Annotated in this window: 19 protein-coding genes and 1 pseudogene; 4 read left to right on the plus strand and 16 right to left on the minus strand. The window is 66.0% G+C overall.

Translation table 11 applies throughout. The features are described from left to right. Position 1: 1 nt before the first annotated feature. On the minus strand, positions 2 to 2,083 hold the full coding sequence (locus tag C2U70_RS21080; RefSeq protein WP_140980338.1) for a pseudouridine synthase: 2,082 nt from the start codon (positions 2,081 to 2,083) through the stop codon (positions 2 to 4). Between the two features lie 122 nt (positions 2,084 to 2,205). Here C2U70_RS21080 and C2U70_RS21085 point away from each other — a divergent pair, with 122 nt between their 5' ends. Beyond that, on the plus strand, positions 2,206 to 2,664 hold the full coding sequence (locus C2U70_RS21085) for a nucleoside deaminase (RefSeq protein WP_140980339.1): 459 nt from the start codon (positions 2,206 to 2,208) through the stop codon (positions 2,662 to 2,664). A gap of 111 nt (positions 2,665 to 2,775) precedes the next feature. On the opposite strand, the gene C2U70_RS21090 is transcribed toward C2U70_RS21085, so the two are convergent. The 5 genes from C2U70_RS21090 to C2U70_RS21110 all read right to left on the minus strand — a co-directional run bounded on the left by C2U70_RS21090 (position 2,776) and on the right by C2U70_RS21110 (position 7,265). After that, positions 2,776 to 3,678, minus strand: coding sequence for an alpha/beta fold hydrolase (locus tag C2U70_RS21090; protein ID WP_140980340.1), 903 nt, complete (start codon positions 3,676 to 3,678; stop codon positions 2,776 to 2,778). Positions 3,679 to 3,832: 154 nt separating this feature from the next. Then, positions 3,833 to 5,116, minus strand: coding sequence for a phosphoribosylamine--glycine ligase (gene purD / locus C2U70_RS21095; RefSeq protein WP_140980341.1), 1,284 nt, complete (start codon positions 5,114 to 5,116; stop codon positions 3,833 to 3,835). A 290-nt stretch (positions 5,117 to 5,406) separates the two neighbouring features. Further along, a complete protein-coding gene (locus C2U70_RS21100; RefSeq protein ID WP_140980342.1) occupies positions 5,407 to 5,706 on the minus strand; it encodes a winged helix-turn-helix domain-containing protein in 300 nt (99 codons plus the stop codon). A gap of 3 nt (positions 5,707 to 5,709) precedes the next feature. Continuing rightward, positions 5,710 to 6,258, minus strand: coding sequence for a hypothetical protein (locus C2U70_RS21105; RefSeq protein WP_140980343.1), 549 nt, complete (start codon positions 6,256 to 6,258; stop codon positions 5,710 to 5,712). Beyond that, entirely contained in the window at positions 6,255 to 7,265 is a 1,011-nt protein-coding gene (locus C2U70_RS21110; protein WP_140980344.1) for an alpha/beta hydrolase, read from the minus strand. Before C2U70_RS21110 ends, C2U70_RS21105 begins: the two co-directional genes overlap by 4 nt. Positions 7,266 to 7,401: 136 nt before the next feature. Here C2U70_RS21110 and xseA point away from each other — a divergent pair, with 136 nt between their 5' ends. Next, the gene (gene xseA / locus C2U70_RS21115; RefSeq protein ID WP_246666815.1) at positions 7,402 to 9,018 is read left to right on the plus strand and encodes an exodeoxyribonuclease VII large subunit; all 1,617 of its coding nucleotides are present in this window, start codon (positions 7,402 to 7,404) and stop codon (positions 9,016 to 9,018) included. Between the two features lie 136 nt (positions 9,019 to 9,154). Here the strand turns inward: xseA and C2U70_RS21120 are convergent, their stop codons facing one another. Then, positions 9,155 to 9,388, minus strand: coding sequence for a hypothetical protein (locus tag C2U70_RS21120; protein ID WP_140980346.1), 234 nt, complete (start codon positions 9,386 to 9,388; stop codon positions 9,155 to 9,157). Positions 9,389 to 9,473: 85 nt separating this feature from the next. Beyond that, positions 9,474 to 10,304, minus strand: coding sequence for a dienelactone hydrolase family protein (locus C2U70_RS21125; RefSeq protein ID WP_140980347.1), 831 nt, complete (start codon positions 10,302 to 10,304; stop codon positions 9,474 to 9,476). A gap of 177 nt (positions 10,305 to 10,481) precedes the next feature. On the opposite strand from C2U70_RS21125, the gene C2U70_RS21130 reads away from it, so the two are divergent. Beyond that, positions 10,482 to 10,709: a DUF2093 domain-containing protein gene (locus tag C2U70_RS21130; protein WP_140980348.1), complete on the plus strand. Its 228-nt coding sequence runs from the start codon at positions 10,482 to 10,484 to the stop codon at positions 10,707 to 10,709. A gap of 127 nt (positions 10,710 to 10,836) precedes the next feature. Here the strand turns inward: C2U70_RS21130 and lpxK are convergent, their stop codons facing one another. From lpxK to C2U70_RS21160, 6 genes are read right to left on the minus strand one after another with little or no spacing between them, the layout of a single operon-like run. Further along, positions 10,837 to 11,850, minus strand: a complete 1,014-nt coding sequence (gene lpxK, locus C2U70_RS21135; protein WP_140980349.1) for a tetraacyldisaccharide 4'-kinase — start codon at positions 11,848 to 11,850, stop codon at positions 10,837 to 10,839. Further along, the gene (locus C2U70_RS21140) at positions 11,843 to 13,177 is read right to left on the minus strand and encodes a 3-deoxy-D-manno-octulosonic acid transferase (RefSeq protein ID WP_140980350.1); all 1,335 of its coding nucleotides are present in this window, start codon (positions 13,175 to 13,177) and stop codon (positions 11,843 to 11,845) included. The genes lpxK and C2U70_RS21140 overlap by 8 nt, the downstream gene beginning before the upstream one ends. Next, positions 13,140 to 13,853, minus strand: coding sequence for a lysophospholipid acyltransferase family protein (locus C2U70_RS21145; protein WP_140980351.1), 714 nt, complete (start codon positions 13,851 to 13,853; stop codon positions 13,140 to 13,142). Before C2U70_RS21145 ends, C2U70_RS21140 begins: the two co-directional genes overlap by 38 nt. After that, on the minus strand, positions 13,850 to 14,110 hold the full coding sequence (locus C2U70_RS21150) for a DUF4170 domain-containing protein (protein ID WP_140980352.1): 261 nt from the start codon (positions 14,108 to 14,110) through the stop codon (positions 13,850 to 13,852). Before C2U70_RS21150 ends, C2U70_RS21145 begins: the two co-directional genes overlap by 4 nt. A 53-nt stretch (positions 14,111 to 14,163) precedes the next feature. Beyond that, positions 14,164 to 14,982: a 3'(2'),5'-bisphosphate nucleotidase CysQ gene (locus C2U70_RS21155; RefSeq protein WP_140980353.1), complete on the minus strand. Its 819-nt coding sequence runs from the start codon at positions 14,980 to 14,982 to the stop codon at positions 14,164 to 14,166. Continuing rightward, a complete protein-coding gene (locus tag C2U70_RS21160) occupies positions 14,969 to 16,366 on the minus strand; it encodes a TldD/PmbA family protein (RefSeq protein WP_186294391.1) in 1,398 nt (465 codons plus the stop codon). The genes C2U70_RS21155 and C2U70_RS21160 overlap by 14 nt, the downstream gene beginning before the upstream one ends. Positions 16,367 to 16,642: 276 nt before the next feature. Between C2U70_RS21160 and C2U70_RS21165 the strand changes: the two genes are divergently transcribed. Continuing rightward, positions 16,643 to 17,161, plus strand: a complete 519-nt coding sequence (locus C2U70_RS21165; RefSeq protein WP_140980355.1) for a DUF6101 family protein — start codon at positions 16,643 to 16,645, stop codon at positions 17,159 to 17,161. 147 nt (positions 17,162 to 17,308) lie between these two features. On the opposite strand, the gene ubiA is transcribed toward C2U70_RS21165, so the two are convergent. Together ubiA and C2U70_RS21175 are read right to left on the minus strand one after the other, a co-directional pair. Next, positions 17,309 to 18,241: a 4-hydroxybenzoate octaprenyltransferase gene (ubiA, locus tag C2U70_RS21170; protein WP_140980356.1), complete on the minus strand. Its 933-nt coding sequence runs from the start codon at positions 18,239 to 18,241 to the stop codon at positions 17,309 to 17,311. Then, positions 18,238 to 18,604: pseudogene (locus tag C2U70_RS21175) on the minus strand (hypothetical protein); the annotation flags it as partial. The pseudogene C2U70_RS21175 and the gene ubiA, both read right to left, overlap by 4 nt.

Genomic DNA, 18,604 nt, shown 5'->3' on the forward strand with positions numbered 1-18,604 from the left:
CTCAGTCCTGCTCGTCCTTCGGCGTCAGATCGCGCTTGCCGTGATAGCCGCGCTTGGGTCGGCGCGGCGGGCCGTAGCCGTTGGCCTCGAGCTCGTTGCGCTCGCGTGCCTCCTCGCTGCCGGTGCGCTGCACCAGTACGCGGCGGCCCTTGCGATCGGCGATCACGGCGCGCTTGGTCTTCGGCTCGCGCGGCGCATCTGTAACGGGCGAAGCCGATTTCGACGGCACGTCGAACTGTGCGCCCGACTTCTCGATCACCTTGTCGCCGAGCTGCTCGCGCAGCACGCGCGACTTGATCTCCTCGACCTGGCCTTCGGGAACCTCGCCGAGCTGGAACGGACCGTAGGACACGCGGATCAGCCGGTTCACCTCGAGCCCGAGATGGGCGCAGACATTGCGCACCTCGCGGTTCTTGCCTTCGCGGATCGCGAACACCAGCCAGACATTGGCGCCCTGGTCGCGCTCCAGCGTCGCCTCGATCGGACCGTATTTCACGCCCTCGATCTCGATGCCGTTCTTCAGCTCGTCGAGCTGCGCCTGCGTGACGTCGCCATGGGCGCGGACGCGATAGCGGCGCAGCCAGCCGGTGTCGGGCAGTTCGAGCGTACGCGCGAGCCCACCGTCATTGGTGAGCAGCAGCAGGCCCTCGGTGTTGAAGTCGAGCCGGCCGACCGAGATCAGACGCGGCAGGCCTTCGGGCAGATTGTCGAACACGGTTGGACGCCCCTCGGGGTCGTCATGCGTCGTCATCAGGCCGCGCGGCTTGTGATAGAGGAACAGCCGCGTGCGCTCGCGCTCCGGCAACGGCTTGCCGTCAACCAGAACGACGTCGTTCTTCGTGATGTCGAGCGCCGGAGAGTTGATGACACGGCCGTTGACGGTGACGCGGCCTTCCGTGACCATCGCCTCGGCATCGCGCCGCGAGGCCAGCCCCGCACGCGCCAGCACTTTTGCGATGCGCTCGCCGGCCTTCTTCGGCTTCGGCTCTTCCTCGCGCCGGGGGCGGCGGTCGAAATCGCGGTCGCGCTCGCGATAGGCGCCGCGGCCGCCGAAGGCCGGACGCTTTTCAAAAATCCTGCTGTCGTTCTCATTGTCGCGGCGCGGACGATCGGAGTAACCGCCTTCGCTGCGCGGGTGTTCGTGCCAGTCACTGCGGCCTTCCGGGCGCCGCGGCCGATCGAATTTCGGGCGCTCGTCACCGTCACGATCGCGGCGGGGCCGGTCGAATTTGGGACGATCGAACTTGCGATCGGAATTCCGATCGAACTTGGGACGGTCGCGGAACGGGCGATCGCCCGCGGGACGATCATCGCGCGAACGCGAGAAACGCGGGCGTTCGTCGCCACTGCGCTCGTCGCGGGGCTTGGCGTCGCGCCGCTGCCACGGTTTTTCGTCGCCGCGATCCCTGCCCTCGAAATCACGCCTCGGTTTGCGATCGCTGAAATCGCGGCGCGGACCGCGATCGTCGCGGTCACGCGAGAACTTGCGGTCGTCGCCGAACTTGCGGTCGGGCCGCTCGCCGCGCGGCGTGTAGGGTCGCTTCTCGCCATCCCGCGCGGGGCGCTTGTCGCCAAATTTCTTGTCGCCGAACTTCTTGTCGCCAAACCGGCCGGCGGGACGAGACTCGTCGCGATCCCGGCTGCGCGGCGGACGGTCGTCACGATTGAAATTCGGGCGGTCGCCGCGCGGCTTGAAGGAGCGCTTCTCGCCGTCGCGGGACGAGCGATCGAACGACCGCTCACCACGCGGCTTGTCGTCACGATCGAACTTGGGACGATCGAACTTGGGACGATCGCCGCGCGGCTTGAACGGCCGGTCGCCGCGCTCCTCGCGCGGGCGGTCGTCGCGGTTAAACCTCGGACGGTCACCGTCGCGGCGCGGGGCGCCCTCGTCACGGCTGCGGAACGGACGGCCTTCGCGCTTGGCGGCGAACGGACGCTTGTCGCCATCGTCCTTGCCGCCAGAGCCGCGCTTTGCGAATTTCTTCTCGGGGCCGCGCGGCTTGCCGGACCGCCCTTTGGGCGGGCTCCGGTCGCGGCGGCCGCGCGAGGAATCGTTGTCTTTGTCGTTGTCGCGGGGCATTAGAAAATCTCGTTTGGGGGCCGGGCCAAAAGGGCATTGTGCGCGCTCGTTCCGAGCCGCATGCTCAGGCAAAACCGGTATCCACTCTTGCTGAAGGCGCAGCTACTAGCAGGTTTCCTGGGATGATACGAGGCAAGACTGCCCCTTCCTTCATGGATTTGGCGCTCAAAACCGCCGAAAACGCCGGAAAATCGGGCGAAGTTCCGATCGGATGCGTGGTCGTCCGGAATTTCGAGGTCATCGCCACGGCCGGCAACAGGACCCTGACGGACCATGATCCGACCGGCCATGCCGAGATCATCGCGCTCCGGGAGGCCGCCAAGAAGATCGGCAGTGAGCGCCTGGTGGACTGCGACCTCTACGTCACGCTAGAGCCCTGCACCATGTGTGCGGGCGCGATCTCCTTTGCAAGGATCCGGCGGCTCTATTACGGCGCGGCCGACCCGAAGGGCGGCGCGGTCGAGTCAGGCGTGCGGTTCTTTGCCTCGCCCACGTGCCACCACGCACCGGAGGTGTATTCGGCGGTCGGCGAGAGCGAGTCGGCAAAGCTGCTGCGGGAGTTTTTTCGGGAGCGGAGGTGACGCCTTCGCGTAGCCCGGATGGAGCGAAGCGCAATCCGGGGCAGTCGCCCCGCACGGACAAAACCCGGATTTCGCTTCGCTCCATCCGGGCTACAGGACCGTCACTGCCATTCACGCCGCAAGGAAGTCTTGCAGCGCCTTCGCCGTCACGTCCGGATTCTCTTCCGTCAGGAAGTGCCCCGAGTCCACTGCCACGCCCTCTACGTTGGTCGCCCATTGCTTCCAGGTGTCGAGTGGCGTGGCGGCAGCTTGCGCGACGCCCGCGCTCCCCCACAGTGCCAGCATCGGAATGGTGATCTTCTTGCCGGCTTCGAAATCCGCCTTGTCGAGCTCGTAATCAAAGTAGGCGCCAGCGCGATAGTCCTCGCACATGGCGTGGATGCGTGCGGGATCGCGGAACGGGGCGATGTAGTGCTCGAGCGCGCGCTTGTCGATGGCGTCGAGCGTCTTCGACTTGGTCTGGCTCGCCATCTTGAAGCGCAGGAAGAATTCGCCATTGCTCGCGATCAACGTCTCCGGCAATGGCGCGGGCTGCGCAAGGAAGGTCCAGTGATAGATCTTCAACGCGTAGGCGCGGTTCATCCGCTCCCAGTAATTATAGGTCGGCAAAATATCGAGCACGGCGAGGCGCGAGAGCCGGCCGGGATGATCGAGCGCGAGGCGATAGGAGACGCGGCCGCCGCGGTCGTGACCGGCGAGCGCGAAGTGCACATGGCCGAGTCGCTCCATGGCTTCGACCATGGTCTGCGCCATCGCGCGCTTCGAGTAAGGCAGATGCTGCGCGTCGCTCTCGGGCATGTCGGACCAACCATAGCCCGGCAGGTCGGCAATGATCAGCGTGAACCTGTCGGCGAGTTGCGGTGCCACGCGGTGCCACATCACGTGCGTCTCGGAGAAGCCGTGCAGCAGCAAGAGCGGCGGACCCTTGCCGCCGACGCGGGCAAAGATGCGGCCCGACGAGGTGTTGATCCATTCGGAGGCGAAGCCGGGGTAGAGGTCGGCGAGATCGGACATTGCAACTCCTCTCCGTCATTCCGGGGCAATGCGGAGCATTGAACCCCAATGCGCAATTGCGCATTGTGGAATCTCGAGATGGGGAACGCAGCACAGCAAAACAACCTCGAGAGTCCGGCTCGGCGCTTTGCGCCGTCCGGAATGACGGGTGTCGTCAGCGTCCGGCCTTCTCTGCCTCCACCGCCTGCCAGCCGATATCGCGGCGGCAGAAGCCGTCGGGCCAGTTGATGCGGTCGACGGCCTGGTAGGCGCGCGCTTGAGCCTCCGTCACGGTCTTGCCGAGCGCGCAGACGTTGAGCACGCGGCCGCCATTGGCGAGGATCGCGCCGTCTTTCGCCACGGTGCCGGCATGGAAGATCTCGGCGCCCTCGACCTTGGCGGCGTCATCGAGACCCTCGATGCGCGTGCCCTTCTTGTAGTCGCCGGGATAGCCCTTGGCCGCCATGACGACGGTCAGCGCGGACTCCGGATACCAGCGCAAATCGAAATTTTTGAGCTGGCCATCGCATGATGCCAGCAGCGCCGGCACGATGTCAGACATCATGCGCATCATCAGCACCTGGCACTCGGGATCGCCGAAGCGAACGTTGAACTCGAACAGCTTTGGACCCTGCGTCGTCAGCATAATGCCGGCGTAGAGGATGCCGCGGAACGGCGTGCCGCGCTGCTTCATGCCGGCGACCGTCGGCAGGATGATTTTTGCCATGATCGCGTCGTGGATTGCCGGCGTCACCAGCGGCGTCGGCGAATAGGCGCCCATCCCGCCGGTGTTGGGACCGACGTCATGGTCGAACACGCGCTTGTGGTCCTGCGCGGTCGCGAGCGGGATCGCGGTCTCGCCGTCGCACAGCGCGAAGAAGCTGATCTCGCGGCCCGGCAGAAACTCCTCGATCACCACCTCGGCGCTGGCATCGCCAAAGGCACCGTCGAACATCATGGCGATGGCGTCTTCCGCCTCGCGCATGGTCTTTGCGACCACCACGCCCTTGCCGGCGGCGAGGCCGTCGGCCTTGACCACGATCGGCGCGCCCTGGGTGTGGATATAGGCCAGCGCGTCCTTGGCGTTGGTGAAGCGCTTGTAGGCGCCGGTCGGAATGCCGCATTCGGTGCACAGCGCCTTGGTAAAGCCCTTGGAGCTTTCGAGCTGCGCCGCCGCCTTGCTCGGGCCGAACGCCTTGATGCCGGCGGCTGAGAGATCGTCGACGATGCCGGCGGCGAGCGGTGTCTCGGGGCCGACCACGACGAGCTCGACCGCATTCTTCTTGCAGAAGTCGATCACGGCGGCATGGTCGGCGATGTCGAGCGCCACGCATTCGGCCTCGCGCGCCATGCCGGCATTGCCGGGCGCGCACCAGAATTTGGTCACCAGAGGCGAGCCGGCGATCTTCCACGCGAGGGCATGTTCGCGGCCGCCGGAACCGAGCAGGAGAATGTGCATGCGAGGCTCGAAATGAGGAGATGTTGGACGCGTCGGTCGCACGAATCGGGGCGCGTCTCAAGGGGGGCGTACTTCATCTCCCCGTCATTCCGGGGTGCTGCCGAGTGCGACGAACTATGCCCGTCACCCTGAGGCGCTCGTCCTGCGGCGTAGCGCAGGACGAGCCTCGAAGGGCGACGGCCCGGCTGTAGCAGTGGGGCCGCTCATCCTTCGAGGCTCCCCGCCCGGCGCGTTGCGCCGAGCGGCTCGCACCTCAGGATGACGGAACAGATAGCCAGACGGCGGCGCATCTACCCCTGCTTCCCTGCAATGATCTCCTGCAACGTCGCCACATGCCGCGCAAACGCCCCGCGCCCGGTCGCGGTCGCCGTCACGGTGGTCTGCGGCTTCTTGCCGACGAAGGCCTTCTCGACCGTGACGTAGCCGGCCTTCGCCAGCGTCTCGATATGGGCGCCGAGATTGCCGTCGGTGGCGCCGGTCAATTTTTTCAGGCGCGAGAACTCGAGACCGGCAGCCACGGGCAGCGCGTTCAGCGCCGCCATGATCTTGAGCCGCAACGGCTGGTGGATGACGTCGTCGAGCTCAGCCATCCCCTAGATCCGCCGCATCCAGAGGCCGCCGAGGATCAGGCCGCCGCCATTGACGAAGGCCATCCAGAGCGGAAAGGCCTCGCCGATGAAGAAGAAGCCGATCAACGTCAACGCGGAGATGCCGAGACCGATCGCCACGAACGCGTAGCCGAACCAGAGGCCCGCCATCGAGTAGAACAGCATGAAATAGATCGGCCAGAATGTTCCCAGCTGACGCGGACCGAAATGGCCGATGACATCGGTGCAGAGATAGCCGAAGGCGAAGAACAGCACGAAGACCAGAAGCAGCCTGATGTCGAAGCTGGCGCCTCGATGCGGCGGATTGAGCACACGGAGCGCAACCAGACCGCCGACACCAAAGACATCCACGGCGGGCCAGGCGTAGACGGCATAGATCGGCCAGAGCCAGGTCACGAGATTGGCGGCGAACACCAGGACGCCCCACCAGACAGCAGCCAGGCTCGCGAGCTCATAGAGCTGCGACTGCTTCACGCGCTGGACGATATCGTCGATATCGGCCAGCGCTGCCGAGGCCTCCCTGCTGTTGATCATGACTGCCCTGCCCCGCGCGTTGCGACATCCTCCGCGATCACGGAGATCGCCTTCGGGTTGGTGACGATGCCCATGTGGTTGATGCCGTCGATCAGCTTGACGTCGACCGAGGGTTTGATGGCTTGCACGGCCGCCGCGTAATTGGCTGATATCATCATCTCGTCCTCGGCCGCGCCGAAGATCGTGATCGGGCGCGTCGTCGCCGGGAAGTCCAACCGATAACCGCGCGTTGCAAAATTGCGCATCAGGCGATCGGAATAGGTGGGGACGAGGATCTTTGCCGAGTTCGCCGGCACCGCGAGCGCCAGCACCGGAAGCTGCGCGCAGCAGTCGATGCCGAGCTTGCGCAAAGCGGCGAGACCCAGGAGCCGCGGAACGTCGGCACTGGCCCAGCCACCGGAATTCGGCGCGTTGGTCGGCGCGTCATAGCCGAGATAGGGCGCGAGCAGCACGGTGCGGACGAACATGTCCTGCATGATCGGGGTTGCGGCAACGCGCAGCGAGAAGCCGGCGCCGGCGGAATGGCCGATCAATGTCAGCGGCAAATCGGGCGCGGTCTTGCGGATGTGGGCGACGAAGTCGACGAGGTCGTCCTCGAGTTGGCCGACATAGCCGATGTCGCCGCGCGTACCGGAGGCGCCGTGGCCGCGCATATCGAGCGCCCAGGTTTCGACGCCGCGCTGCGCGATCGCGTAGGTCAGCGCGTGGTTGACGGTGGCGCTGGAGCCGGACGAGCCGTGAATGAAGACCGCGCCGCGGCCGGTCACAGGGCCATTCGGGGCGTAATGGCGGAAACCGATCCAGGTGCCGTCGCGGGCCTGAAAGCGCTCGAGCGCCGGCAGGGTCGAGAAGTCCACCGCCTTCACGGAGTCGGAGACCGATTTCAGCTCGGGCGACCGCTGCAACGGCGTCGCGATCATCGCGGCCAGGATCAGCGCCGCGCCGCCGACCGCAACTAGCGCCCATTTCAGCACGTTCAAAGCGCCTCGCAGCAGACGGATCGCCATGGCTCACTCTCCTCAGCTTGGTATCGTTAGAGAACTCTATATTACAGAGTACTCTTCCGATCAAGTCCAAGATTGGCACTCGAGAGCGAAAATCCTTAACGTCGATCCCGACCCCGAAATGCCGAATCGTGTGCCGATGCCGCCAGCGGAACCCCTGCTCAATACGCCCGAATTCACTGTCTCCGAGCTCTCCCAGTCCCTGAAGCGGACGGTGGAGGACACCTATGGCCATGTCCGGGTCCGCGGCGAGATCTCCGGCTTTCGCGGCGCGCACTCCTCCGGTCACTGCTATTTCGCGCTCAAGGACGAGAGCGCCAAGATCGAGGCCGTGATCTGGAAGGGCGTGCACGGCCGCATGCGCTTCAAGCCGCAGGAAGGGCTCGAGGTCATCGCGACCGGCAAGCTCACGACCTATCCGGGCTCCTCGAAATATCAGATCGTGATCGAAGCGCTGGAGCCTGCCGGCATCGGCGCGCTGATGGCGCTGATGGAGGAGCGCAAGAAGAAGCTCGCCGCCGAAGGCCTGTTCGACGAGGCGCGCAAGCAATTGCTGCCCTGGCTGCCCGATGTCATCGGCGTCGTGACCTCGCCGACGGGTGCCGTGATCCGCGACATCCTGCATCGGCTGGAAGACCGCTTTCCCCGCCACGTGCTGGTGTGGCCGGTGAAGGTGCAAGGCGAAGGCTCGGCCGAGCAGGTCGCAGCCGCAATCCGAGGCTTCAATGCGCTGCCCGAGGGCGGGAAGATTCCGCGGCCCGACGTGCTGATCGTCGCGCGCGGCGGCGGCTCGCTGGAGGATCTCTGGTCGTTCAATGAGGAGATCGTGGTGCGGGCTGCGGCCGAAAGCATGATCCCGCTGATCTCGGCGGTCGGCCACGAGACCGACATCACGCTGATCGATTTCGTCGCCGACAAGCGCGCGCCGACACCGACGGCCGCGGCCGAGATGGCCGTGCCGGTGCGCAGCGAATTGTTCGTCGAGGTCGCCGATCTCGCGCGGCGCACGCGCGCCTATTGGCAGCGTGCTCACGAAAGCCGCCGCAGTGAGCTGCGCGCCGCCGCGCGCGCGCTACCGGCCGCGTCCGATCTGCTCGCGATCCCGCGGCAACGGCTGGACTCCGCAGGATCGGCGCTGCCCCGCGGCCTCAAGGCCAACACGCACGCGCATTTCCGCAGGTTCACGACGGCCAGCTCAAAGTTGACGCTGCGCGTGCTGCACGGCCAGATCGCGCAATCCAACCACCGGCTGACGGTGTGCGGCGAACGGCTCGGCCTGTCCGCACGCGCGCTGCTGCATCGGCGGCGCGATCGCTTTGCCGGACTTGAGGTGCGCCTGCGTGCTTCAAAGCTCTCCAATGCGCAGGCGCAGCGCAATGCGATCGCGCGCCAGCGCGAGCGCACGCATCGGCTGGCCGAACGTGCCAACCGCGCTTTGCTGACGCTGCTGCAGCGGCTCGATGCGCGGGTTGCCAACAGCGGCAAGCTGCTCTCTGCGCTGTCGTACCGTGGCGTGCTGGCGCGCGGCTTCGCGCTGGTGCGGGATGAGGCCGGCCATCCCCTGCATTCGGCCGATAGCGTCGGGCCGAACGCGCGGCTGGAGATCGAGTTCGCCGACGGACGCGTGGCGGCGACGGCGGACGCCGATCGGCCGGAGCCGCGCGCGACGACGCAGCCGAAGCCCGCAGCTTCGCGCGAGGCAAAGCCAGCGCCGAAGCGCGTGGCGAAGCCGGTGGATCAGGGGACGTTGTTTTAGGCGGGCGACGGCGCCACAGGTTGTAGCCCGCATGCAGCGAAGCGGAATGCGGGTTCACTGTCCCGGATTGCGCTTCGCTTCATCCGGGCTACGAGCCGTCATTGCGAGCGCAATGACGGTGGTGAGACGCACTCATCTACCGGCACGACAATCCGGCCTCGATCGTGGTCCAGAAGCCGCAATGTTCCACCGGAACTCCGGCGCGGGCTTCGTAGAGTAGGGTCGCGCCGATGACGACGACCAGCGCGGATGACAGCAGCATGAGGCGGTTTCGCATGCCATGCCGTTTAACGGACATCTTGGTCGAATGATGGCGCGCGGCTTCTGAAACTGACGGATCGGCCGCTTCGTAACTCGCAGCGTCGGCCATGACGACCTGTGCAGGGCGGTGGTCGATGCGGGGCTGTCCATTCGCTTGTTTCCTCGGGCGGCCCCGCTTCAGAGCGGAACCTGCCTCACCGCGCCAGCCACTCCGCGACCTGCTTCTGCGAATCCGCGCGCGCGTCGGCATCGCTGCCGAGATGGCCGCGGTCGGGCACAGCGGCGTCGGCATTGCTTGCGGACGGGTGCAGCGGCAGGTTGGTGCGGTCGAAATCATGATAGGCGCCGGGATAGACGACGATGCGGGCGAGCGCGCTACGACCTTGCGCGCCGTCCACCATCTGGCGACAGGCCGAGGGCGAGGAGACGTCGTCTTTCGCGCCGATCAACACCAGCGTCGGCACCCGCGCGCTCCAGCCGAGCCCGGCCGAGATGCGGCAATCCGGATAGAAGGCAACAGCGGCGCGAAAATCCGGCTGCGCCTTGTGCGCCAGGTTTTGCGGACGCACGGCCCAGAGCACCGCGCTGGCGCCATTGGCCCAGCCGATCAGGCTGATGCGGTTGCGCGCGACCCAGGTCTGCTTCAGCAGCCAGCCACGCGCCGCGACGATGTCGGCGACGCGCTCGCGCCGTGCCTTGACGCGCGTCTCCTTGACGCGGCACTGCGGCCCGAGCTCGCGCGAGCCAAAACTGTCCGGCCACAGCACGGCGTTACCCGCCCGCAACAGCTCGTCGGTCCAGTCGCGATAGCGCGGCAGCACGGCCTCGCTGTGATTGCTCAAGCCGCCGCAGGCATGCAGCGCGATCACGGTCGGAAACGGACCGTCGCCGGTGGGCTTGTAGAGCTGGGCATGCAAGGTGGTGGCGCCGGCCGTGATCTCGACCGCCTGCGGCGCAGGCGAGGAAGCCGCATGTGCCGACGACATCAGGAACGACAGGACGAGGAAGGCTGGCGAAAGACGCATTGAGGTGCCGGATCGGGGATGGACGAAGGCGGTCCTTCGCGGCAGCCCTATCACGTGAAACCACCTGCAAAACATCACAAATCGGTGGGTTTAACGGGCGGACAAGCCACCCTATCTATGCTAGATCGGCAGCAACACATCAGGCCCGTCAAGCGGGCGCAGCGGAGACTCCTAACCGTGCTGAACAAGTTCGGACCCTCGGGCCATGGCGAAGCGCAGGTGCAATATCTCGACGGCGATTTCCGCGTGATCTCGCCGGGGACCTTCGTGCGCTGCGCGGTGACCGACACGCGGATTCCGCTCGACGAGCTGAAATACTGGAGCGTGGATCTGCAGGAAGCCTACGCCCATCCCAGCGCCGTGCTGCAGCGGCATTATCCCGGCGCGCCGAAGCCGCAGGGTTGACGGTGCCGTAGGGTGGGCAAAGGCGCAACGCGCCGTGCCCGCCATCTCTCCCGGATTGCGATAGAAATGGTGGCACGCCATCGGGCGCGCATTCGCGCGACCTGTTGGCTTTGTCCACCCTGCGAATCTACGCGAGCCAGAAGCTCTTCTCGCGCGCCTTGAACACGCGGTCGGCGATGAAGTCGCGCAGTTTTGCGGGCTCGTCGAATTCGAGCGTCACGGCGAAGGGCAAGATCTCCGGCGGCATGTCGTTGCCGCGCATGCGGGCGCAATCCTTCTCCGTGGTGACAAGCACGAGCTGCTGGGCTCTTGCTTCATCCACCAGGGCGGCGATCTCGGCCGGTGCGAACGCGTGGTGATCGGCAAAGGCGCGCGTGCGCACGACATCGACCTGGTGGTTGCGCAGCGTGCGGAAGAAGCGTTCGGGGTCGCCGATGCCGGCAAAGGCGAGCACGCGCTTGCCGGACAACCTCTCGACCGATGCCGCATCCGGCTTCAGCCGCGCGCGAAACACCGGCCTGTCGCGCGCAACGAGCTCGCCGGCGACGCCGTCTGCGGCATGACCGTCGCCGATCACGACCAGCGCGTCGGTGCGCGAGAGCTGCACCCTCAACGGCGCACGCAGGGGACCGGCGGGAAACACCTTGCCATTGCCGAGGCCACGCTCGCTGTCGATTACGATCAGCGAGGCATCCTTTGTGATGCGCGGATTTTGAAAGCCGTCGTCCATCAGGATAACGGTCGCGCCTTGCGACCGCGCCAGCGCCACGCCATCGACACGGTCGCGCGCGACCGCGACCGGCACGTTGCGCACCATCATCAGCGGCTCGTCACCGACATCGTCGGCCGTGTGCTTCTCGGCGTTGACCATCACGGGGCCGCGCAACCGCCCGCCATAGCCGCGGCTGAGCACGACCGGCGTCTCGCCGAGGTCGCGCAGCAAATGGGTCAGCGCCAGCACCGTCGGCGTCTTGCCGGCGCCGCCGACGTGATAATTGCCGACGCAGAGCACGGGGATGCCGGCATCGATGCCGTTGCGCAGCATGCGGCGTTGGGCGATCGCGCCGTAGAGCGCGCCGAACGGCCGTAGAAAATGCGATCTGAGCGAACGTGGCCGGTGCCAGAAGGCCGGCTCACGCATTGGCGGCTCCCATCTCGATGCGGAGCTGCAGCAGATAGGGCTCAAGCGCCGTGATGGTGCGATCCAGCGCGCCGCCGAGCCGCTCGACCACACCGTGACCGGCGCGATGCATGGTCTCGCGCACAGCAGGATCGGCCAGCAACTGGCCGAGCTGCTTCACCAGCGCCTCCTGCGTGTCGGCCTGGCGTGCACCGCCGCTGCCGTCGAGCGCCTCGTAGACGTCGGTGAAGTTGAAGACGTGCGGGCCATGGATCACGGAGGCGCCCAGCTTGATCGCCTCGATCGGATTTTGCCCGCCATGCGGGATCAGCGATCCCCCCATGAAGACGATCGGCGACAGCCGGTAGAACAGGCCGAGCTCGCCCATGGTGTCGGCGATGTAGACGTCGGTCGCCGCGGTCGGCAATTCCTCGCGCGAGCGCAAGGCGGGCTTCAAGCCGGAGGCCGTGATCAGCCCCGCAATCGACGAGCCGCGATCGGGATGCCGCGGCACGATCACGGTCAAGAGCGACGGGAAGAACCCGGCGAGGCTACGATGCGCCGCGACCAGCATCTCGTCCTCGCCCGGATGGGTCGAGGCGGCGACGATGATCGGACGTCCCCGCGTCATCGACATCAGACGTTCGAGCTTGACGGGATCGGCGGGCGGGGCTGCGACATCGAGCTTGAGATTGCCCGTGGTGACGACGTTGCGGCTGCCGAGCGCCGAAAAGCGCTCCGCGTCAGTCTTCGACTGCGCGAGGCAGATGTCGAACCGCGACAACAGCGCCGAGATGGTGCCCTGGACGCGGCGCCAGCGCGGGAACGAGCGCGGCGACATCCGTCCGTTGATCAGCACCATCGGCAGCCGTCGCGCAGCTCCTGCCAGGATCAGGTTCGGCCAGAGGTCTGACTCGATGAACAGCGCCAGCGACGGCTTCCAATGGTCGAGGAAGCGCGCGACATAGCGCGGGGAATCGTAAGGCACGTATTGATGGATGACGTCGGGCGGAAAGCGTTTTGCGACCACCGCCGCCGAGGTCACGGTGCCCGAAGTGAGCAGGATGCGGAGGTTCAGGTCACGCAGCCGCTCGATCAATGCGGCCGCCGCCAGCACTTCGCCGACGCTCGCGCCGTGGATCCAGACCAGAGGCCCGTGCGGCCGCACGTCCTGCGAGAGCCCGCGCCGTTCGCCGACCCGCGCCGGGTCTTCCTTGCCCTGCTTCAGACGCCGCTTGATCAGCGCAGGCGCCAGCGGCACGAGGCCGGAGGCCAAATGCTGATAGACCCGCAGCGTCATCGGCAGCGAATTAGCCATGGTCCGGTTCCGGGCGGCCGAGTTGGGCATAGGCGCGGCGGGTCGCTTCGTTCAGCGTCTCTTCCAGCTCCAGCCGCAGGGCCTCCATGGTGGCGGCGTCCGCGTCCGGGGGGACGACGATTTCCTTGATGCCCACCAATGCGCCTCGCCCAAATGGCAAATTGATGGTGGTGCGGTCCCAGTTCTTCAGCCGGATGAAACGGCTGGTCGCCATCGCAAAAGGCATGATCGGCCGCCCCGATTCCCTTGCCAGCATGATGATGCCGAGACCCGCAACCCGCGAACGCTTCGGCACGTCGGCGGTCAGCGCGACATTACAACCGTCCTCGAGCGTCTGCACCATCTCCCTGAAGGCCCCGACCCCGCCCTTGCGGTGGAAGGCCCCGCCATGGTCGCCGGAGCCGCGGATGGTGCCGATGCCGAGCCGCTCGACGGCGATGGCGTTGAACTCGCCGTCGCGATGCCGGGAGATCAGGACCTTGGCCCGGTACGACTCCTTGTTCTTGATGAACGGCGTCAGAAAGTGCTGGCCGTGCCAGAAGGCGAAGATCGCCGGTATCCGCGGCTCGACGCGGCCATAGATGTCCGGCGGATCGAATGTGAATTTGTTCGTCCGCCAGACCAGTCGTAGCCATTCGGCCGCGAGGACCCCCGCGGCACGCTGAACGAAGCTGCTCCGCAGCGTATTGCGAAGCAGTCTTTTCAACGTGCCGGCTTTTGATCTTTGGAGGTGTCCTGGCCCGGGTCGAGCAGCCGATGAAGGTGGACGATGAAATAGCGCATCTGGGCGTTGTCGACGGTCATCTGCGCCTTGGCCTTCCAGGCCGCATGAGCGGTCGCATAGTTCGGAAACAGGCCGACGACCTCGACGTCGTCGAGGTTCTTGAACGTATTCTGCTGGAGATCGACGAGCTCGCCGCCGATGACGAGGTGGAGCAGTTGCTGCGGGGCAGTATCTGGCATGCGTGTTTCTTTCCTAACGGGCTGCCCGGCAAGCAGGTTCGATAAGGTTGAGTTCAGGGCAAGGGGCGCTGTCGAAAATGCGCGACTATGCTCGCATGACGATCGCGGCCTGCGGCCACCAGCACCCCGTGCGCCACTTCCCGGCGATTGTAGAGGATGGGATCTCCGGAGAGCTCGCTCATTCTACCATCCGCTTCCTGCACGATCAAATCGGCCGCCGCAAGGTCCCAGTCATGGCTGTTACCCCCCGCAAAAGCCGCATCGAGCGCGCCATCGGCGACCCGGCACAGCCTGAGCGCGAGCGAACCGATTCGCGGATGCAGCTTGATGTCGCCGGCATGCGGATTGAGCCGCTCCACCAGCGGCTTTGGCCCGGCCATGCGGGCGAAGTCAAGCGCGGATCCCGGCGCCGTCCGCACCGGCTTGTCGTTGAGCACCGTGCCCCGTCCGCGGGCCGCGAAGAAGAACTCACCGGTCGTGGGCGCGAAGACCGCGGCGAGGGCCGGCGAGGAATCTTCGACCAGCGCGACGCTGACGCACCAGTCGTCATGGCCATTGAGATAGTTGCGCGTCCCGTCGATGGGGTCGACCACCCATGTCAACCGCCGCGACAGCCGCGCCTCGTCGTCTGCGCTCTCCTCCGACAGCCAGCCATAGTCCGGCGTCGCAGCGCGCAGGCGCGCTTCCAGGAGATCGTTGACGGCGATGTCGGCTTCCGAGACCGGCGAGGACGCGCCTTTGGTCCACTTCTTCAGCTCGGTGCGGAACATCGACAGCGCGAGCTGGCCTGCTTCGCGCACCGTCGCCTTCAGCAGTGCGGCGTCGTGATTGAGGATCTTCTCGTCCAGAGTGTTCGCGTCAGCGGCCGCCAAGCGTCAGCCCCTCGATGCGCACCGTCGGCGCGTTGACGCCGTAACGGAATTCGAGATCGTTGGCCGGCTGCATCGACTTGAAGATCTCGAACAAATGGCCCGCGATAGTGACCTCGCTCACGGGATAGGTGAGCTTGCCGTTCTCGATCCAGAAGCCGGAGGCGCCGCGGCTGTAATCACCGGTAACGCCGTTGACGCCGGAGCCGATCAGGTCGGTGACGTAAAAGCCCTGCTTGATGTCGGACATCAGTTCTTCAGGCGTCGCGCTACCGGCTTCGAGATGCAGATTATACGGCCCCGGCGACGGCGAGGACGACACGCCGCGATGGGCGTGGCCGGTGGTCTGTAGCCCGAGCTCGCGCGCTGTCGCGCAATCCAGAAGCCACGTCGTCAGCACGCCCTCGTCGATCAGCGCAACCTTCTTCACGGCGACGCCTTCGGCATCGAAAGTCTGCGAGCGCAATCCGCGGCGGCGCAGGGGATCGTCGATGATGCGGATGTTCTTCGCAAACAATTGCTGGCCGAGCTTGTCCTTCAGGAAGCTGGTCTTGCGCGCGATCGAGGCACCGTTGATGGCGCCGACGAGATGACCGACCAGCGAGCCCGAGACGCGCGGATCGAACAACACGGGCACCTTGCAGGTCTCGACCTTGCGCGGATTGGACCGCGCCACCGTGCGCTCGCCGGCGGAGCGGCCGACGGTCTCGGGCGACAACAGATCGGATCCATGCGGCGCCGAGGTGAAATCATAATCGCGCTCCATGCCGGTACCTTCACCGGAGATGGCCGTCGCGGAGATGCCCTGGCTCGAACGCAGGTAAGTTCCGTGGAAACCGGTGCTGGTGACCAGCACCATGCCGCCGATGCCGGCTGAGGCCGATGCACCGCCCGACTTGGTGACGCCCTTTACCGCGAGCGCGGCCGCTTCGGCTGCGAGCGCGCGGCGTTCCAGTTCCGACGTCGCGGGGACATTCGGATCGAGCAGATCGAGGTCGGGAAAGTCGCGCGCGAGCAGCGCGGGATCGGCGAGGCCGACATATTTGTCGTCGGGCGCGACGCGCGCCATCGCGACCGCGCGTTCCGCAAGCTTGGTCACGGCATCACCGCTGACGTCGTTGGTTGAGACCACCGCTTGGCGCTGGCCGACCAGCACACGCAGGCCGACATCGTCGCCTTCGGACCGCTCGGATTCCTCGACGCGGCCATCGCGTACCTCGACACCTTGCGAGATGCCGCGCACTGCGACCGCATCGGCCGCATCAGCGCCGGCGCGCTTGGCGGCTTCGACCAGCCGCTGCGCGAGATCGGACAGCGCGGACTGATCGAACAAATCGGCATTGGCTTTGGCGGCAAGCGCCGATGCGGGCGATGGTGAAGAGTTCACGAACGAAATCCTGTTGGGATAAGCGCCTTCGAGGCGACGGCGGCCGGAACTACCAGATGTGCCCTATTTCCGCGGACTTCAAGCATTTTCACTGCGTCAAAAGCTCAGATTCTCGGTTTCCGCGCAACGTCTCGTCAATCATGCGTGCCAAGGTCTTGTCAATCATGCGCAGCGGTCACGCCCCCTTAACCAGCCTTTTTAAGCCAATTCCGAAGCGGCCGCGCTAAGGTCTCTCGCATCGACCGGGAACATAATCCTGGCGGGGAGACTAAAGCCGTGAGGCGTCAAACAGTAACAAGCGGGATCAATCCCGCCGGGTCGAGCCGCGCTCTGCGGCTCGACCCTCTTTCTCTGCCGGTCCGGTTCGACGCGCATGATCCGCGCGCCGACGGATACACCAGGCAGATCGAGCTTCACCGCGAACGCGTCGTGCTCCGTCGTGCCGTGCGCGGCATGCAGATGGCGGTCAACGTCCGCGTCAGCGACTTCATCGGCATCGCACTGCGCGGCATCGACGAGACCCAGACGCTCGTGCTGGTGCATCGCGATCCCTCGCTCTCGGTGCCGCTCGGCGTCAGCGCCGACAGCGAAGAGATCATCAATGCCTGGGCAATGTGGAGCGAGATTTTTGCGCTGCCCCAGCTCGACGAGGCCAAGCGCGATCCCGCGCCGCGCCGGCGTCGCCGCAACGCGATCCGCGATCGCCGTCCGAAGTTTCTGGTGCGCCGTCGCGCCGGTGTCGCGCGCGATCTCTCCGTTCATCGCGACGAGCGCGAGATCATCGCGCGGAATTGAGTTCGGGAATTGTAGGGTGGGTTAGCCATGCGATTGCGCAAAGCGCAATTCGCTGGGCGTAACCCACCTCTTTTGTATCCGCGGCAACAGAAGCGGTGGGTTACGCCGGGCGGACTGCGCTTCGCGCAGCCGCCCTGCTAACCCACCCTACGAAGCGCGCAGCACCGCATCCGCGAGCAATCCAGCAAACAGCAGCAGCCCGGCATGCTTGTTCGATTTGAACAGCCGCAGGCACAGGGCGGGATCGTCGATCCGCAAGCGCTTGATCTGCCAGGCCAGGTGCAGGGCAAAGGCGGCAAGACCAAGCCAGGCCGGAAGCCGCGCGTCGCTCGAGGCGAGCGCCACGCCGATCAACACCACCGCGAGCCCGTAGAACATGATCAGCGCCTGATGCGTGTGCGCGCCGAACAGGCGCGCGGTGGATTTGACGCCGATCAGCGCGTCGTCCTCGGCGTCCTGATGCGCATAGATCGTGTCGTAGCCGATCACCCAGGCGATGGAGCCGGCATAGAGCACGAGCGCGGTGAGATCGATCTTGCCGAAGGTGACGGCAAATCCCATCAGCGCGCCCCAGGAAAAGGCGAGCCCGAGGAAGACCTGCGGCCACCAGGTGATGCGCTTCATGAAGGGATAGATCGCAACGATCACCAGCGAGGCGATGCCGGTCGCCACCGCGAAGCGGTTGAACTGCAGGAGAATGACGAGGCCGATCAGCGCCTGCACGAGCATGAAGGCCAGCGCCTGCTTCACACTCACCTGCCCCGCGGGCAGCGGCCGCGACCGCGTGCGCTCGACCTGGGCGTCGAGGTCGCGATCGGTGATGTCGTTCCAGGCGCAGCCGGCGCCGCGCATGACGAAAGCGCCGATCAGGAACAGCACGATGATGAGCGGCAGCCGGCTGACGTCGTGCGCCATGCCGGCAGCGAGCGCCGCCGACCACCAGCACGGCATCAGCAGAAGCCAGGAGCCGATCGGACGGTCGTAGCGGGAGATGCGCAAGTATGGCCGCGCCCATTCCGGCGCGCGGGTATCGACCCAGTTGCCGGTGGAGTCGGCAACGCGGGCACTCACCTCGCTCATCGGGTCAAAACATTACCGTTGAGCGTATCGAAGGTGCTGCCGCCCTTCTTGCCGGTGTTGGCTTCGGGAGCCGAGCCGGAGCCGATGACCTCGCTCAGCGACGGACCGGCGGGCCGCGCCTGCTTCATCTGCTGCGCCACGTTGCAGACCTTGGCCTGCATGCCTTCGGTGTTCTTGTGTCCAGCCCTGAGCTGGTCGGCGACTTGCGGCGGAATTCCGCATTTGGCGGAATTGGCCTCGACGAATTTCAGCATCTTGATTTCAGCCTGCGAGAAACTGCCGATCAGCTTGCAGGCCTCATCGGGCGGCGCATGCCGGTCGCTCGCCGCCTTGATCAGCTTGCCGCGCTTCTCGGCTTCCTCG

Origin of the sequence: Bradyrhizobium guangdongense, from assembly GCF_006483445.1 — a bacterium.
Classification (GTDB): Bacteria; Pseudomonadota; Alphaproteobacteria; order Rhizobiales; family Xanthobacteraceae; genus Bradyrhizobium; species Bradyrhizobium guangdongense_A.

Coding starts and splice junctions, on each gene's coding strand:
- C2U70_RS21140 (WP_140980350.1), bottom strand. CDS start 13,177: ATGCCCAACTCGGCCGCCCGGAACCGGACCATGGCTAATTCGCTGCCG.
- C2U70_RS21110 (WP_140980344.1), bottom strand. CDS start 7,265: ATGGCGATCCGTCTGCTGCGAGGCGCTTTGAACGTGCTGAAATGGGCG.
- C2U70_RS21100 (WP_140980342.1), bottom strand. CDS start 5,706: ATGGCTGAGCTCGACGACGTCATCCACCAGCCGTTGCGGCTCAAGATC.
- lpxK (WP_140980349.1), bottom strand. CDS start 11,850: ATGCGTGAGCCGGCCTTCTGGCACCGGCCACGTTCGCTCAGATCGCAT.
- C2U70_RS21125 (WP_140980347.1), bottom strand. CDS start 10,304: ATGCGTCTTTCGCCAGCCTTCCTCGTCCTGTCGTTCCTGATGTCGTCG.
- xseA (WP_246666815.1), top strand. CDS start 7,402: ATGCCGCCAGCGGAACCCCTGCTCAATACGCCCGAATTCACTGTCTCC.
- C2U70_RS21150 (WP_140980352.1), bottom strand. CDS start 14,110: ATGCCAGATACTGCCCCGCAGCAACTGCTCCACCTCGTCATCGGCGGC.
- purD (WP_140980341.1), bottom strand. CDS start 5,116: ATGCACATTCTCCTGCTCGGTTCCGGCGGCCGCGAACATGCCCTCGCG.
- C2U70_RS21080 (WP_140980338.1), bottom strand. CDS start 2,083: ATGCCCCGCGACAACGACAAAGACAACGATTCCTCGCGCGGCCGCCGC.
- C2U70_RS21090 (WP_140980340.1), bottom strand. CDS start 3,678: ATGTCCGATCTCGCCGACCTCTACCCCGGCTTCGCCTCCGAATGGATC.
- ubiA (WP_140980356.1), bottom strand. CDS start 18,241: ATGAGCGAGGTGAGTGCCCGCGTTGCCGACTCCACCGGCAACTGGGTC.
- C2U70_RS21085 (WP_140980339.1), top strand. CDS start 2,206: ATGATACGAGGCAAGACTGCCCCTTCCTTCATGGATTTGGCGCTCAAA.
- C2U70_RS21105 (WP_140980343.1), bottom strand. CDS start 6,258: ATGATCAACAGCAGGGAGGCCTCGGCAGCGCTGGCCGATATCGACGAT.
- C2U70_RS21120 (WP_140980346.1), bottom strand. CDS start 9,388: ATGGCCGACGCTGCGAGTTACGAAGCGGCCGATCCGTCAGTTTCAGAA.